This is a genomic window from Pseudoalteromonas sp. S1727 (genome assembly GCF_005886375.1).
In the GTDB taxonomy this organism is placed as follows: domain Bacteria; phylum Pseudomonadota; class Gammaproteobacteria; order Enterobacterales; family Alteromonadaceae; genus Pseudoalteromonas; species Pseudoalteromonas haloplanktis.
On the sequence record NZ_PNDT01000147.1, the window covers coordinates 1 to 16708 of the forward strand.

17 protein-coding genes are annotated in these 16708 nt (G+C 39.8%); 6 read left to right on the forward strand and 11 right to left on the reverse strand.

From position 1 onward, the window contains the following. Positions 1 to 282: four helix bundle protein (locus tag CWB85_RS20960; protein WP_244390167.1), on the reverse strand; the 282-nt coding region annotated here is incomplete at its 3' end. Positions 283 to 439: 157 nt separating this feature from the next. Between CWB85_RS20960 and CWB85_RS20965 the strand changes: the two genes are divergently transcribed. Further along, positions 440 to 3214, forward strand: a complete 2775-nt coding sequence (locus CWB85_RS20965; protein ID WP_138555941.1) for a S9 family peptidase — start codon at positions 440 to 442, stop codon at positions 3212 to 3214. A 65-nt stretch (positions 3215 to 3279) separates the two neighbouring features. On the opposite strand, the gene CWB85_RS20970 is transcribed toward CWB85_RS20965, so the two are convergent. Further along, on the reverse strand, positions 3280 to 5454 hold the full coding sequence (locus CWB85_RS20970; protein ID WP_016708418.1) for a YgiQ family radical SAM protein: 2175 nt from the start codon (positions 5452 to 5454) through the stop codon (positions 3280 to 3282). A 104-nt stretch (positions 5455 to 5558) separates the two neighbouring features. Next, positions 5559 to 7754 (reverse strand): bifunctional diguanylate cyclase/phosphodiesterase, encoded by a 2196-nt coding sequence (locus CWB85_RS20975; protein WP_138555942.1) that lies wholly within the window; start codon positions 7752 to 7754, stop codon positions 5559 to 5561. Positions 7755 to 8022: 268 nt separating this feature from the next. Between CWB85_RS20975 and CWB85_RS20980 the strand changes: the two genes are divergently transcribed. Both CWB85_RS20980 and CWB85_RS20985 read left to right on the forward strand, forming a co-directional pair. Next, on the forward strand, positions 8023 to 8526 hold the full coding sequence (locus tag CWB85_RS20980) for an SRPBCC family protein (RefSeq protein WP_308700768.1): 504 nt from the start codon (positions 8023 to 8025) through the stop codon (positions 8524 to 8526). After that, on the forward strand, positions 8495 to 9382 hold the full coding sequence (locus CWB85_RS20985; protein WP_138555943.1) for a TIGR03899 family protein: 888 nt from the start codon (positions 8495 to 8497) through the stop codon (positions 9380 to 9382). Before CWB85_RS20980 ends, CWB85_RS20985 begins: the two co-directional genes overlap by 32 nt. Positions 9383 to 9406: 24 nt before the next feature. On the opposite strand, the gene CWB85_RS20990 is transcribed toward CWB85_RS20985, so the two are convergent. The 8 genes from CWB85_RS20990 to CWB85_RS21025 form a co-directional block, all read right to left on the reverse strand. Then, the gene (locus CWB85_RS20990; protein WP_138555944.1) at positions 9407 to 10168 is read right to left on the reverse strand and encodes a TIGR04219 family outer membrane beta-barrel protein; all 762 of its coding nucleotides are present in this window, start codon (positions 10166 to 10168) and stop codon (positions 9407 to 9409) included. Positions 10169 to 10171: 3 nt separating this feature from the next. Next, positions 10172 to 11158 carry a DUF2333 family protein gene (locus tag CWB85_RS20995; protein WP_138555945.1) on the reverse strand — a complete coding sequence of 329 codons (987 nt, stop codon included), beginning with the start codon at positions 11156 to 11158 and terminating at the stop codon, positions 10172 to 10174. Positions 11159 to 11166: 8 nt separating this feature from the next. Then, positions 11167 to 11682 (reverse strand): copper chaperone PCu(A)C, encoded by a 516-nt coding sequence (locus CWB85_RS21000; RefSeq protein WP_016708412.1) that lies wholly within the window; start codon positions 11680 to 11682, stop codon positions 11167 to 11169. Between the two features lie 102 nt (positions 11683 to 11784). Next, positions 11785 to 12108: a hypothetical protein gene (locus tag CWB85_RS21005; protein ID WP_016708411.1), complete on the reverse strand. Its 324-nt coding sequence runs from the start codon at positions 12106 to 12108 to the stop codon at positions 11785 to 11787. Positions 12109 to 12117: 9 nt separating this feature from the next. Continuing rightward, complete coding sequence (locus CWB85_RS21010) at positions 12118 to 12321, reverse strand: PspC domain-containing protein (RefSeq protein WP_016708410.1); 204 nt, start codon at positions 12319 to 12321, stop codon at positions 12118 to 12120. Positions 12322 to 12333: 12 nt separating this feature from the next. Further along, positions 12334 to 13002, reverse strand: coding sequence for a PspA/IM30 family protein (locus CWB85_RS21015; RefSeq protein ID WP_138555946.1), 669 nt, complete (start codon positions 13000 to 13002; stop codon positions 12334 to 12336). A 238-nt stretch (positions 13003 to 13240) separates the two neighbouring features. After that, positions 13241 to 14200 (reverse strand): tRNA dihydrouridine(20/20a) synthase DusA, encoded by a 960-nt coding sequence (gene dusA / locus CWB85_RS21020; RefSeq protein WP_029216112.1) that lies wholly within the window; start codon positions 14198 to 14200, stop codon positions 13241 to 13243. Positions 14201 to 14361: 161 nt separating this feature from the next. Continuing rightward, positions 14362 to 14829: a hypothetical protein gene (locus tag CWB85_RS21025; RefSeq protein ID WP_138555947.1), complete on the reverse strand. Its 468-nt coding sequence runs from the start codon at positions 14827 to 14829 to the stop codon at positions 14362 to 14364. Positions 14830 to 15285: 456 nt separating this feature from the next. Between CWB85_RS21025 and CWB85_RS21030 the strand changes: the two genes are divergently transcribed. From CWB85_RS21030 to CWB85_RS21040, 3 genes are all read left to right on the forward strand, one after another. Next, a complete protein-coding gene (locus tag CWB85_RS21030) occupies positions 15286 to 15720 on the forward strand; it encodes a transcriptional repressor (protein WP_016708406.1) in 435 nt (144 codons plus the stop codon). A gap of 80 nt (positions 15721 to 15800) precedes the next feature. Then, positions 15801 to 16268, forward strand: a complete 468-nt coding sequence (locus tag CWB85_RS21035; RefSeq protein WP_016708405.1) for a chemotaxis protein CheX — start codon at positions 15801 to 15803, stop codon at positions 16266 to 16268. Continuing rightward, positions 16265 to 16690, forward strand: a complete 426-nt coding sequence (locus CWB85_RS21040) for a secondary thiamine-phosphate synthase enzyme YjbQ (RefSeq protein ID WP_016708404.1) — start codon at positions 16265 to 16267, stop codon at positions 16688 to 16690. Before CWB85_RS21035 ends, CWB85_RS21040 begins: the two co-directional genes overlap by 4 nt. Positions 16691 to 16708: the final 18 nt, after the last annotated feature.

The window sequence follows — 16708 nt, forward strand, 5'->3', positions numbered from 1 at the left end:
AGGTTCAAGGTTCAAGGTTCCCAAGAGTTGACCGTATTCATTAGACCGGTCAACATTTTGGAAATAATTCCACACAACTTCTTTTTGCGTATCATAAAAAACGTGCATAACCTTTAGTCGTTTCACGCTCATGCCTTCAGCTATATTTGAAGAAATAGAAAGAGCTGAGCGAGTAATTTGATCTTTAAGCCCAAACTCTTTGCTTGTTTTAAAGTGAATATAAACCTCACAAGCCAAATCAGCGAAGCGCTGCCAAACATGAAGCTGTTCAAATCTCATCATAACCCTTAATAAAATAGACAGGAACAAAGTTTAGTTCCTACTTTGTAACTTGCCACTTGCTACTTTTAACTTCCTTTTTAGTGCACTTATCGTATCTACTCGAATTGTTTAACAAACTCGTTATGATGGGGTTGATGAAACAAAAAGAGAACTACTAATGAAAGCACAACTTTCCCTGCTCAGCATAGCACTGGTTACCAGTCTAAGTAGCGCCACTGTAAACGCAAAAGAAGCGCTGCAATTTAAAGATGTATTCGATTTCAAGTCAGCCAAAAATACCCAACTATCAGAAGACGGTAAAGTACTCAGCTTTAGCTCAACACCCTATCGTGGCGATGCAACGGGCTTAGTTTATACGTTAAACAATAATAAATTACTCGCTGAAGTTGAGCGTGGCACTCAACCTCAAATCAATAAAGTCGCCAACTGGGTAGCATTTACCCAAATGCCTACCTTGCTTGAAAAAGAGACCACAAAAAAGAAAGACAGCTTAAAAAACAATCTGGTCTTAGTAAATACAACTACCGGCAAGCAACAAACTTTTGAAAACATAAAGGACTACCAGCTCTCTGATGATGGTAACTGGTTAGCCTATCGATTAGATGAAAAAACCAATAAAGACGATGAAAGTAAAGACCTTGATAACGCAAATAGCACAGATAAATCAAGTGAAATCAAACCTGATAAGAAAGACAAAACATTTGATTTAGTGGTTGTAAATTTACAAGATGAAACAACTCACACTGTAAATAGCGTGTTTAGTTACGCTATTAATGCATCAAGCAACGAGCTACTTGTCAGTCAAAGCTACTCAGATGGAAGCGATAATCAGGTAGCGTTAATTTCATTAAATAGTACGTTTGAAACAAGTGTATTAATTGATGAACCAGGTGTTGTTGCAAATAAAATTGCTTGGCACCCAACTAAGAATATCGCCGCTTTCACGCTGGGTAATTATGTGAATGACGATATGCGTCGTCGCGATCATCAACTCAAACTGTGGCAAAACGAACTGCTTACAGATATAGCTTCACCAGAGAAAAGTTGGACTATCGGCAAAACAGCAAAATTGAGCTGGTCTGAAGACGGTGAGCGCTTATATTTTGAGAACCATCCTAAGCTAGCAGAAAAAATTACAGCAAAGAAATACACAGATCAAGCCTCGCTATTTGACTACGATACTATCCGCGACCAAAAAGGCCTAAATGTTTGGCACAATAACGACGCCGAAATCAAACCTCGTGAAGAACAACAATGGAATGAGGTTAATAAAAATCGCCATTACCAAGCAGTTTACCACCTTAATGGCAAACAGGTTGCCCAGCTAAGTGATACAAGTATGCCGAGTCTGGCGCTCAATACTAATAGTCGAGATGCATTACTTGGTTCATCGAATTTACCTTACCTTGAACGCATTATGTACGGTGGTTTTTTTGCCGACTACTACGCTGTGAATGTACAAACAGGTGAGCGAAAAGCAATTATCAACGATTACCCGTTTAGACCGAGCCTGTCACCCAGTGGGCAATACGCGACTTACTTTGAAAATAGCCAAGTACAACTAAAAGACTTAAACAACAATAAAGTCAGCACCTTAACAAAAGCGATTCAAGCAACATTTGCAGATGACCAACACGATTACCCATCAGCACAGCCAGGTTATGGTGTTGCTGGCTGGCTTAACGATAGCAGTCAAGTATTGGTATATAGTAAATATGATATTTGGGCGTTTGATGTTAACACTCTTAAAGCGACTCGCTTAACCAATGGTAAAGAAATCAATACTCAATATCGAGTTATCAAACTTGATAAAGACCACGTTGGCTTTAAGTCAGATGAAACTTTACTACTTAGCGCAACAAATTTGCAGCAAAAACAAACTGAAATAGCCAAACTTAAGCTTGCCGATAACTCGCTAAGTAAAGTATTAAGCGGTCAAAAACGTTTTGATGTAGTGAAAAAAGCCAAGCACGCAGATAAGTACTTATTTACTGAGCAAACTTATCAGCAGTTCCCTGATTTTTATCAAACTGATTTTAGCTTTAAAAAACCACAACGTGTTACCAACTTAAATCCACAAGTTAATGACTTTGCATGGGGGCAAGAACCAGAGCTAATTAGTTATAAAGGCTTTGATGGTGAAGACTTACAAGGTGTGTTAATTAAACCTGCCGGCTATAAAAAAGGCGATAAAGTACCAGTAGTGGTGTACTTTTATCGTTATATGAGTCAACGCATGTATGATTTCCCTAAAATGGAGTTAAACCACCGCCCTAACTTCCCCATGTTTACCTCAAACGGCTATGCGATTTTCTTACCAGATATTCGCTTTGAAATTGGTCATCCCGGTAAATCATCAACCCAAACCATGATCAACGCGACCCAAAAACTGATTGATTTAGGTATTGCGGATCCGGATAAAATTGGCTTACAAGGCCACTCATGGGCAGGTTACCAAAGTGCCTTTATGATCACTCAAACCGACATGTTTAAAGCGGTTGTATCGGGTGCACCAGTGTCTAACATGACCAGTGCTTACAGTGGTATTCGGTTAAAATCAGGCCTTGCGCGTCAGTTCCAATATGAGACAGGGCAAAGCCGCATCGGTAAAACCTTGTTTGAAGCGCCTGAGCTGTATATTGAAAATTCACCGGTGTTTTTTGCTGACAAAGTAAATACCCCTATCTTGATTATGTTTGGAGATAAAGATGACGCTGTACCATGGCACGAAGGTGTGCAGTATTATTTAGCGCTGCGCCGTGCAGGTAAAGACGCTACATTCTTGCAATACGAAGGTGAACCGCATCATTTAAAGAAATTTCCAAACCAAGTGGATTTTTCAATTCGTATGATGCAGTACTTTGATCACTACTTAAGAGGCAAACCAGCCGCTAAGTGGATGACGGAAGGTGAAGCGTTTATAGAAGAATAAGGTTATAAGCCATAAACGAAAACGCCCAGCAAATGCTGGGCGTTTTAACTTAAGCGGCCGAAAAACTACCTTGCCCGTTGGCGATTGCCGCCTACTCTCGGCTTAGTATTCGCTTTTTTAAACTGACTAAAACCTGTATGGCGACTCAGTGCTGGACGCCCTCCCTTACCTGCTTTAAGCGATTTTTCATCGCGGGTTTCTTCAGGTACTAAGCAATTAGGCCCCTTACCAATGAGTTTAGCTTTACCCATTTTACGAAGAGCTTCGCGGATCATCGGCCAACCAGCTGGATCATGGTAACGTAATATCGCTTTATGTAAGCGGCGTTGGCGTGCCCCTTTAGGTACAGCAACTTGCTCAGTATTATTTTTAATATTACGTAACGAATTCATTTCAGTATGATAAATCGTCGTCGCGTTCGCCATAGGGGATGGATAAAAATTTTGCACTTGATCAAGTTTAAAATCATTCTCTTTTAACCACAACGCCATATTTACCATATCTTCATCTTTTGTCCCTGGGTGTGCAGAGATAAAATAAGGAATAAGGTACTGCTTTTTACCCGCTTCTTTTGAGTACTTATCAAAGAGTTCTTTAAACTGATCATAGGCGCCCATGCCTGGCTTCATCATTTTTGATAATGGGCCATCTTCAGTATGCTCTGGGGCTATTTTTAAATATCCGCCAACATGATGCGTAACGAGCTCTTTTACATAGCGTGGGTCTTGCACTGCCAAGTCGTAACGCACCCCTGAAGCAATGAGAATTTTTTTCACCCCTTTTACTTCACGGGCTTTCTTATATAACTCAATTGTTGGCGTGTGATCAGTATCCATATGCTTACAAATATCAGGGTAAACACACGATAGGCGACGACAGGTACTCTCTGCTTTTTTGCTCTTACAACGCAGTTTATACATGTTGGCGGTTGGGCCACCCAGATCTGAAATAACCCCCGTAAAGCCCGGTACTTTGTCACGAATTTGTTCAATTTCATCAATAATCGATTCTTGCGAACGGCTCTGAATGATCCGCCCTTCATGCTCTGTGATAGAGCAGAATGAACAACCACCAAAACAGCCCCGCATAATATTAACCGAGGTTTTGATCATATCGTATGCGGGGATCTTCGCATCACCATAACTTGGGTGTGGAATACGTTGATAAGGCAGGCCAAATACCGCATCCATCTCATGCGTTTCCAGTGGATACGCTGGCGGGTTTACCCAAATTGAACGATCGCCATGACGTTGGAATAAGGCACGCGCACAACCTGGGTTGGTTTCTTGATGTAAAATACGTGATGCGTGGGCGTATAACGGCTTGTTAACGCTTACTTGCTCAAATGCAGGTAACTTAACATAGGTTTTTTCCCACGGCTTAGGGCGTGCTGGCTGAATTGTAATTGGTTTTGCAGCTTCAGCTTGTAAATCAATACCCGCTTGTTTAAATTCACTTTTACTGCAGCCTACATCATCCGCCCCATAAGGGTTAGGAATTGGATCAATTTTGCCAATTTTGTCGATTGCTGTTGAATCACTACCACGCCAACCAGGTAATGGCTCTTTGCGGATAACCGCTGTACCACGAATATCTTGAATGGTATCCATGGTTTCGCCTGCAGCAATACGGTGCGCAACTTCCACCAACGGACGTTCAGCATTGCCGTAAATTAAAATATCGGCTTTGGCATCAAATAAAATACTGCGGCGCACTTTTTCTTGCCAATAATCATAGTGGGCAATACGGCGGAGGCTTGCTTCAATACCACCAATAACAATAGGTACGCCTTTATAAGCTTCGCGACATTTTTGCGAATAAATCATTACCGCGCGATCAGGACGTTTACCACCAATGTTACCCGGCGTGTATGCATCATCGTGGCGCATACGCTTTTCAGCCGTATAGCGGTTGATCATCGAATCCATGTTACCAGCGGTAACACCAAAGAATAGGTTAGGTTTACCAAGTGCCATAAAGGCATCTTTTGACTGCCAGTCAGGCTGGGCTATGATGCCAACCCGAAAGCCTTGCGCTTCTAGCACGCGACCTATTACGGCCATACCAAAACTTGGGTGATCAACATACGCATCACCACTTATTATGATTATATCGCAGCTATCCCAGCCAAGGGCGTCCATCTCTTCGCGAGTTGTAGGTAAAAATGGAGCTGTGCCGTAACACTCAGCCCAATATTTGGGATATGAGAATAACGCTCGCTTGGCTTTAAGTGCGCTCATAAAAAGTAACCAATTGCTTTAAAAAAGGTCGCAAAGTATACTTGAATTAATCCCCAAGCGATATTAACTATTTACGATGATAGCCGATAGTTCCAATAATCTTGCTACTTTTTGTTTTCAATATACTGAATAAGCTCAACTTCTGACATTGGTTTAGCGTACATAAAACCTTGTACTTCATCACAGCCTAATTGCTTAAGAAAGTCAGCTTGTGCTTGTGTTTCGACCCCTTCAGCAATGGTTTTTAAACCGAGCTTAGCACCCAATGCAACCACTAACGCAGCAATCGCGCCGTCGTCTTGATCAGGAAGATCTTTAATAAATGCTCGATCGATTTTCAATCGATCTAATGGCAGCTTTTGCAAATAGCTCAATGATGAAAAACCCGTACCAAAGTCATCAATGGCCACTTCAACACCAAACGCTTTAAGCTCATTTAAGGTATCAATCACCACACTAAGCTCATCCATCACCACACTTTCAGTGACTTCTAATTCAATATTTTTGGGGTTAACCTGATATTTTAATAACGTCTCTTTGACTTGTTGGGCATAATCCTTGACCTTAAATTGCGGCACCGACACATTCACTGCAATACGTATTTCTACACCTTGCGCAGCTAAACGCTTTTGTTGCTGACAAGCCTGTTCTAACACCCATTGACCAATATCAACAATTAATCCTGCATCTTCAGCCAGCGGCACAAAAACTGCTGGGGAGATATAATTACCATTACCCGACGGCCAACGCAGTAACGCTTCACAGCCTATTAAGGATAAATCACTAAAAGCCAATTGCGGCTGATACCATACTTCTAGTTTACTATTTTCAAAATCTTGGCGCAGCTGGCGAATGATTCCTAGTCGCCAAGTCATTTGCTCTTCCATATCAGGCGTATAATAAACAGCATTACCTAACTTACCTTGTTTAGACTGGTTAAGTGCTATATAGGCGAGTTTTAGTGTTTCGATACCCGTGGCTTGGAAGTCTTGCTGTTCACATAAGCCAATTTTAAAATTAACCGGTAATAAGTGCTCTGCAGCAGTAAAAGGAAGATTTAAGTTTTCCCGCAATATATTTAAATTAAATTCATCACGGGCAATTAAAAAGCCAAATACATCGGCGCCAATTCGAGACAGTAATTTAGCCTGTGGGTACTCTTGTTTAAGCCGTTCAACAATTGCAATAAGTAAGTGGTTACCTACTTCTTGGCCTAGTCCATTATTGATATCTGAAAAGTGTGCGACATCAATTAAAACAAATATGTATTCATTACTATTTAAGCGATGGTATTTTTCAATCTGTTCAATAAAGTCCGTTCTATTCGCAAGCCCTGTCAGTACATCTTTATAAGCGGCATCTCTGAGTTTATTAAATAGCCTAACATTATCTAATCCTACACTGACATTGGTTAAGAAAATTTCAGCAAATTGTAGTTGGGTTAAGCTTGGCTGACTGACATACTCTAAATAAATAGCCGCTTGGCGATTCTTACTCTTCAATAAAAATGTCGTGTCATGCTCGGTGTGTTGATGTTCGCCAAATTCAAAACAGTTTTGTACCTGAAGAATTATTCGTCCATCATCTAATTGCTCAATACCTTGACCAATAAAGGCGCTAAACTCAGCGCAGCCACCTAACACTCGTACTTGATGACTGTCATCCAAACTGCCGCACACAACCCCTCTTGGTGCACAATCTAAAATGACCGAGAGTTGCTTAATCACCGCCATCGTAAAAGCTTTGATGTCGGTAAAACCTAATATAGCTTTAGAGGCCAGTAGAATATTATTTAACGCTTTGCTTTGGTATTCAAGTTGGCAAACTTGTTCATACGAACGAATAGCGGTCACTAAAGATGTCACTAATTTACTGCGAGTAAGCTCTGTTTTCGTTTTGTAATCATTTATATCGTATTCACGAATAACCTTTTCTTCAGGCGCGTAACCCGGTTGGCCTGTACGTAAAATGATACGTACATTATGGTTTTGCAACGTATCGCGTACTTCTTTAACGACTTTTAAACCCGCATCATCTGATTCCATCACGACATCTAACAGCAATACCGACACATTATGAGTATTAGCTAATACTTCAACCGCTTCGACACCAGAGTAAGCATGATGAAAACGCAATGTTTTCCCCCAGAACTTAACCCCTGAAAGTGCTAATTCAGTAACAGTGTGAATTTCAGGATCATCATCAACAATCAAAACATCCCAATACCCAACAGGCACAACTTCCGCATGAAGTTCCTCTTCATGATTGGCAAACAAAAAATCATTGTGTTCTGACGTCATTCCAAACCCTTTAAATGCAAATATCCCGCGCTATCATTTAATATTGAGACTATCCAACTATTGACTAATAAGTTATCACTATTTAGCTTATGATACAGTACTAATGTTGATAAATAATGAAGCTTGATAGACAGATTATAGTCAACATTCAATGCCTCATGGTACAACAGTGGAATTTATCACCTAAGGAATAGCTATTAAAATTTTACCCAGAGTTACTCAATTTATTTTTCTTATTGCTTTGATTCTTTTAGTAATTGGGCTGCTATTGCCCCAGCAATACCAAGTTCAAAAAAGCATTACAATACATGCTACGCAAACAAACATAGCCCCCTTGATCAGCGACTTTACAAAGTGGTCAAGTTGGTCACCTTGGCAAAAAGTAGACCCAAGTATTGTTTTCACTCTTGGTGAACCAAATTCAGGGGTGGGGGCTCATCAATTTTGGCAAAGTAGCTGGGGATTTGGTGAAATGACCATTACCAATATAAGCCATACTAAAATTGATTTTAATATTTTATTTAATGAAGAGCATATTGTTACCGGACAAGTTTCTTTTTCACCACAAGACAATGGCAATTTAGTGACATGTACGTTATCCGGCGAAGTGACCACACCAATTTTTGGAGGCTATTTAGCACTCTTTAGCCAATACATCTTAGAAAACACCTTAAGACTTGGACTTAATAACCTAAAAACGACAGCACAACTACAAACAATACCAGAGTTAGAGAACGCTAATGACGATTCAAACAGCCCAAGCAAAAATTAATCTCGCTCATATTATTGAAACTAAGCTCGGTTACTCCATGCGTAAAACCAGCTCAACTCGCCTTACCAGCACCAGTGACGACAGTTATGGTCCACAAGGGCAAAGTAAACTCCCCTATCAAGTAAATAGTGATAACTCTACACTCGGCAGAGCACAACATCGCCAACAATTACTACTAGTCAAACAACAGCAAAATATTGAAGCTATTATGGCCATGGCAATGGACTTTTGCCCTGATGTCACCAGTAATGGCCAACCTGACAGTGATTGGGTTGAGCGGTTTATTGCACTGTGTGAAGACACTGCTAATGAATCAATGCAAAAATTATGGGCAAAAATTTTAGCCGGAGAAACGGTATCCCCAGGTACGTTTTCAATTAAAAGCTTACAAACACTAAAGCAAATGACCCAACGCGAAGCAGATGCACTGCAAAAGTGCACCGCACTTTGTGGCTATAACGAAAAAGATCACAGTCATTTAATTTTATTAGGCTTTTACAAAAAACCCTCATTATTTGATTTGCTGCGCAAAGGCAATAAAGTGTCCTTTAACCTAGGCAAAGCTGGGATCAGCTTTCCAGATATATTAACCTTAATGGATATTGGCCTAATATATCGTAAAGAAATTGAGTCTGCGGCGCTAAAAGCAGGCCAAGAAATAAACCTAACCTTTTTAACCCAGCGAATAGCACTTAAGCCCAAAAGTAACGATTTAGTACTGAGTTATTATAAATTTACGCAGACAGGCGATGAATTACGAAAATTAATCAACACGCCCATAAATAAAGCTTATAAACAATTATTAAACAGTGCGCTTGAAGAGGAGTTTGAAGTAACGTGGCACGCAAATAAATAACAGTGCCACGTAAAAGCTAACAAATTAGAAGTGAATTTGTACGCCCGCAAATGGACCTGATGCATCGATATTAGTATATAGATCATCAATATCATCTAGTTCTAAAGTCATTTGACGGTAGCCCGCTTTGATATCTAAATCAATCGCAAGGTTATCAAGTAAAGCCCACGCAATACCCGCTTGGTAATCTTGCACTTTGCTATCATCAATCGCTAATAAACTGCCTTCAAAAAATACGCTTAATCCGGTTAATGGTAAGCCTACTTCAGCACGACCATAAACAAGTGGTACAAAGCCTGAAAAATCAACTGTCTCAGTTGTTGCTTGGCCGTTTGAAGTACCCGAAACAATAATATCGCCATCAAACTGCTTAGCATTCACACCCAAGTCAATAGACACTAAGTCATTATCGAAAATCTCATAGTAAAGAATATAGTCGATATGTGATAAGTCACTGATGGTGTTGGCTTGAGTATTTGTAGTAAACGTAGTGCCACCAAATACAAAGCTTTCATCAAGAAGTGCAGAACCATTGAGCTCAAGTTCGGTATACTTTAATTTAATGTTTGGTACTAACGGAATTGGGTGTTCAAGCGCCGCATAATAGCTAGTGAAGGTTTCATCTTCAAAATCAAAATCTTGCATATTGCCTTGATCAGCAAAGCTACCTGAATTATCAGATTGCCAGCCATCAACACCAACATATAAGCCTAATAAAGTATCAGCGTGTGCCGCTGGTGCTAAACAGGCCATAGAAAGGGCGGCAGCTAAACAGTACTTTTTCATGTTTTATCCTTGTGCTAAAAGTTCGCTAAGTTCAATAAGAGCCGCATTGGCTCTTGAGATATAATTTGCCATTACTAATGAATGATTTGCAACAAAACCAAAGCCATTGCCATTTAAAATAATAGGACTCCACACTGTTTCTTGCGTTGCCTCAAGTTCACGTATAATTTGCTGTAAGCTTACTCGCGCATTCTTTTTCTCTAATACATCTGCAAAATCATATTCCACTGCTTGCAAAAAATGTAATAAAGCCCAAGTAGCTCCTCGTGACTCATAAAATACATCATCAATTTTCCACCAAGAGGTTTTCACTTGGTTTTGTAATGGGGCATAAGTTGCTTGATGCGCTTCTTTATCACCGGCTAAATCGGTATTTAAGCGCTCTTGACCAACACTGGCACTTAAACGCTGGCTTAAACTACCGAGGCGCTTTTCAGCCTCCTTTAACCAGCCACGTAAATTATCAGCACGTGCATAAAACTGGCTTTCACGATCATTTTGATCAGCTATTTGGCTGCGGTAAATAATTAAGAAGTCAATGCCTTTTTGATACTCACTCTCAGCGCTTGGCCATGCCCAGGCTTCTGAGCTGATATTAAATTGTGGTTGCGCTTTTTTTAAAGCTTCATGTTCGGTTGACTGTGACTGTGAGCGGCTAAAATCTTTACGCATCGACAGTGCTAAATCGCGAGTCATTTCAAGTGCACCGTATTCCCATGCCGGCATATTGTCCATCAACACACTTGGCGGCATCATATCATTCGATAAGTAACCGCCCGGTTTATTTAATAAGGTAGTCGCAACATTAATCAACGCTGAGGTGGTTGTATAGCCGGTAACAAATTTCTCTCCACGCAACTGCGCCTCTTGCTTTGCTTGAGTAATTACATTTACGCGACTTGGTTCAACGCTCCAATAAACCGATATGGCATAAAAAATAATAAAGACTACTATTAGCCCAGTGATAATTTTCCCTTTATGCTGTGACATTTAACCTCCTAGTGATGTGTATGCTGCTGAGATTGTGGCACTTCTTCAATTTGGCTCTCTAATGAAACCACCGTTGCTTGAGTAAATACACGATCTCCATTGCTAAAATATAGCGTGAGTTTGAGTTCTTGCCCTATTTTTAATGGCTCTTCCGGCTCAAAAACCATTAAATGATAACCACCAGGCTTAAAATCGAGTTGTTGATGAGCCTTGATCTGTAGCATATCTACCTTTTGCATTTTCATCATACCATTAACATGTTGATGTTCGTGAACCTCAACACGCCCCATACCATCAAGAGTCACTTTTGTTAGCTCAATGGTTGTATCACCATGATTTACTAGTGTTAAATAGCCAGCGCTGGATTTACTTCCAGGTAAAAAATTTCGCACTTGAGCATTGCTAACAACCACTTTATTTACAGTTTCATGTTGGTGTCCTGTATGAGCAAATAACTCGGAAGAATAAAAGCTTATTGCAAAAATAGCAGATGAGAGCAAAGTAAGTAATGGCTTAAGAGACATTTCGATCCTTGTTATGATAATCAAGTTTAAGTGCTAAATTTAGCATATTTACGAAAAAATAGTCAGCTAAATTAGCATTTAAGATTATTTCAGTGGCCCAAATTAAGCCACTTTTTGGTTATCCGCAACAAGCCAACACAAGCAAACGATAAGCAATAATGGCCAAGCAATCATTAAAGAACCAAAAAGCAAGGCTAATATCACACCAACTCCTACAATGAGACCCGCACCAAGCAAGCCAACACTCACCAGCGCAACCAAAGCGATTACAACGATCACCGCCACTAATGCACCAAATAACTCAATACCAACCCAGCTTAAGTCTGCAATCCATAGCGGTAGCTGCCATGAATCAAATCGCCCTACTTCAAATGGGTTAAATGCTATGCACAACACAACCAATAAGCAAAATGCAATAATTTTCATGGCTCTTCCCTAGTGCACTTTATTATCTAAACAACAATGAGCAATTAAGTAACCTGCACCTATAAAAACAGGAAACTGAATAAAAAGCACGATTGTAGCAAGCCTAGTCGCCCAAATAGGAAAGTCGAACCTGCGTGCTAAACCACTACATACACCCGATATTTTTTTATTTAACGGATCTTTACTCCAACGAGCATGATTAAATGTATTCATTGTTTATTACTCCTAAGCGGTTTGTTGCAATTTAGCTTTAAGCACTGCAAGCTCTTTATCTAACGCTTCATCTTTTACTAATGCATCTATCTGCTCTGCAGTTGAATGCTGCTTTGCCGTTACATCATAGGCGTCAACTTGTGCTTCAATTGACTCCACACGCTGCTCAATAACATCAAAGCGTGCAAGTGCATGCGCAACTTTATCGCTATTTAATTGTTGATTAACACGCACACGAGCATTTAGAACATGATGAACCTGCGCCAAGCTACGTTGTTTAGCTTTAGCCGCACTCAGTTTGTCTTGTAAACGCTGCGCGTCATCACGTAACTTCGCTAATGAATCTGATAATTTAACAAGCTCTGGTTCAATCGCAGCTAACTCAGTTGCAACACGTTGTTTTTCTTTAAGTGCTGCAGTGGCTAAATCATCACGCCCCTTAGTGACCGCTAACTCAGCCTTTGCTTGCCATTGTGCTATCGACGTTTTTTTATCAGTTTGCTGGCGCTGTAACGCTTTTTGTTCACAGAGTATTGTCGCGGCAGTTGTACGGCATTCATCCAATGCTTGCTGCATTTCTTGAATTAATAAGTTGAGTAGTTTTTCTGGATCTTCTGCTTTATCTAACACAGCAACGAGGTTTGATTGAATTAGATCATTAACACGATTAATTAAGCCCATGATTTTCTCCTGTTGATTATGGGTGATTACAACAAGGAGATTCCAAGACTTGTGCCAAGTGACAAAAATTAAAATTTAAACAATAAAAAACAAAAGGATACACTTAAAAAGTGAAGACTAAACTGACTCTGAAATGAATATACATAAGTTAATTTGACTAAAAAAATGATTTTTTAACCATTATTTAGGATCAAAAAAAACCACTAAAAAGTGGCTTTTTAATTTAAAAAGGGTACTGCTATTCGGGAACAAAACTAAGTGCTTTATCCATCACTGACAAATCAGCCTGTTTGCCATGACCATGTTCTGAAAGGTGGCGTCTATAACCTCGCGCACCGGGTTGGCCTTGAAAAATCCCCAGCATATGGCGAGCAATATGCCAAAAGTTAGCACCTTGGCGCATTTCATCTTCAATATAATCATACATAGCACGCACCACATCATGACGAGACAAAGTGCATGCACTTTCACCATAAATTTTTTCGTCTACTTCACTTAAAATAAACGGATTACTATAAGCTTCACGACCTATCATTACGCCATCAATATGCGCTAAATGGGCAAGGCTATCAGCGATCGTTTTAACACCACCATTTAAACTCAGGTCAAGTTGTGGATAGTCTTTCTTTAATTGATAAACTCGTGGGTAATCAAGTGGCGGTACTTCGCGATTTTCTTTCGGGCTCAAACCACTTAGCCATGCCTTACGAGCATGAATAATAAAATCGTCACAGCCAACGTTATGGCTAGCTTCTATCAATGCACATAAAAATTCATACGAATCTTGCTCATCAATACCAATACGTGTTTTTACCGTAATTGGGATATTAACTTCTGCCTTCATGGCCGCAACACACTCAGCAACCAATTGTGGCTCAGCCATTAAACACGCACCAAAACGACCATTTTGAACACGATCTGATGGACAACCAACATTAAGATTGACTTCATCGTAGCCGCGCTCAGCAGCAAGCTTTGCACACTTAGCTAACGCGTCTGGATCAGAGCCACCTAATTGCAAAGCAACCGGGTTTTCATGATGATTAAAATGTAGATAATCACCGCGACCAAATAAAATAGCCCCAGTTGTCACCATTTCAGTATACAACACCGCGTGTTTTGTCATTTTACGATGAAAAGTACGGCAATGGCGATCAGTCCAATCTAGCATAGGTGCCACGGAAAAACGTCTATTCAAAGTAAAATCCTCAGGTTAATTAGTCGCTACCATTAGCCACGTAAAAAGCGCTGTATTTTACACAAGTAGAGAGGCTGCTTCAATGATAAGCAGTGAGCCAATTGCAAGCCTCGAGCGAGAGCTGTAAATGGCTCGATTAAGATTTATTATTGTGGCTGAGGTTACTTAACTAAATAATCGTAATTCACACCGCTGACTTCCACAACAGTCACAGCAAGCTCAGTGTAATTTTTAATTTTAGGATTAACTAATTTAGCCCCGACAGCTATTTTCGCAATTTTATTGGTTTTATCTAGCTCTACAATCTGTACAGACGCTGATGTATCAAAATCCGCTGACTGAGTATAGTATTCTGAGCCAACACTAGCACTTACGGCTAGATTTGGTTCACTGTTAGAGGTGGACTGCAGCAACGTTCCTTTTTTCAAGTCACTTTTTAAAATTGTAAAACTAAACTTAGGGGTGTTTTTTTCACCAACAAATATAGTTACAGCGCTTTGTCCATTTAATTCAAAATCATGCTCTGTGACTTCAACAACTCTTACTTTATCGCTATCATAACTAGGTTCTACGCAAGCCACAGTCCCAAAAAGAAGTAACGCAGATAAAACAATACTTTTAAGCTTCATTTTTATTCCTTAAATTAAAAAAACCTATAGTGTAAAACTAGATAACACTTAACGATATTTCAATAATTAAATCAATGAAATATATTTAATTCCATTTATCAGTTAAATTACGCTCTTTTATGGATACCTCTCATCAATAACGTCTTGCACGAAAATACTGATGCTTAGGTTTAACTTATAGCGTTAAAGTGTAGCAACTGATGATGATATTAACTCCACAATTAACAGTTATCATAAATGCTGTGATTTATACTTAAGCTACGTGTAATTAGTATTACAAGTCATCAAAACAGTATTGATAATACCCATAAGTAAGCGACACTGTGAAACACTCAAACTTGCCATAATGACCACAATAGACCATAGCCACTTCTAGAATAAAACTGTTGAATAAAAACACTGCAACTACAATACAGTATGTTAGTATATCGCGGGTAGCGTAAGGATAAGATGAAGATGAATATAGAATCACTCGTTAGTAAAGCCAAGCAAGTGTGTGATAATCGCGGCGCGCGGTTTACACCCATCCGTGAAAAAGTATTTCGCCTATTAGCAACTGCTCAAGGCGGTGTAGGCGCTTATGATTTATTAGAGCAACTCAAGTTGACCGAATCTGGAGCAAAACCAGCCACTATTTACCGCGCCTTAGACTTTTTAGCTGAACTTGGTTTTATCCACAAAATCGAAAGTACTAACGCATTTATGCTGTGCCATCATTTTGATCATATTCACCCAGTACAACTATTAATTTGCGACAGTTGTGGTTTTGTCAAAGAACTACATTCAAGTGTAATTTCGCACGAACTTAACAGTCTTGCTGCAGAAAGTGGCTTTATCGTCTCTGGGCAAACAATTGAAGCCCATGGTAAATGTGGCCAATGTAAAGAATAATTAAGTGCAGAGCTAAAATAAGTCACTACACTTTAATGTATAACCGCAGTAAAACTGCTCAATTCGAGGGATAAACAACAATGAATGTAGAGTTCATCAATCCTTTTTTATCATCTTTGTTGAACGTGCTCAGCACAATGGCACAAACCGAGCTAAAGCCAGGAAAGCCAAAAATTAAAAAAGATGAAATTGCCTGTGGCGATGTTTCTGGATTAATTGGCATGGTCGGACCACAAACTAAAGGGTCATTTTCAATCACATTTGATGAAAACCTTGCACTAACAATTATGGAACGCATGCTAGGTGAACGCCCTGATTCAATCAACGAAGAAGTTACCGATATGGTAGGAGAAATTACCAACATGGTAACAGGTGGTGCCAAAAACCTACTTGGTGAAAAAGGCTATGATTTTGATATGGCAACCCCGATTGTTGTGTCAGGTAAGGGCCATACCATTACTCATAAAAGTGAAGGCGCAAAAATACTTATGCCATTTACCTCAGATGCGGGTAATGCCAACATAGAAGTTAGCTTCGACAAATTATGAGCTGGTTACAAAAAACCATCCAACTGAAGCCTCGCTCACGAGGCTTTCATATTATTGACAATGAAATAATTAGCCAACTACCTGAAATAGCTGATTATCAAATTGGCTTATTACATCTTTTTATTCAGCACACTTCAGCAAGCTTAACTATCAACGAAAATGCCGATCCAACGGTTCGTATGGATATGGAAAGCCATTTCAATAAATTTGTCCCCGAGTGCCAACCTTATTATCGCCATGACTATGAAGGCGATGACGACATGCCCGCTCACATTAAATCCAGTGTTTTAGGTTGTGAACTGACTATTCCAATTAATCAAGGGCGCTTACAACTAGGCACTTGGCAGGGAGTTTATTTAGGTGAGCATCGTGATCATGGTGGCGCAAGACGTATTGTTGTGACATTGCAAGGGCAAATATAAAGCTATCAGCTATCAGCT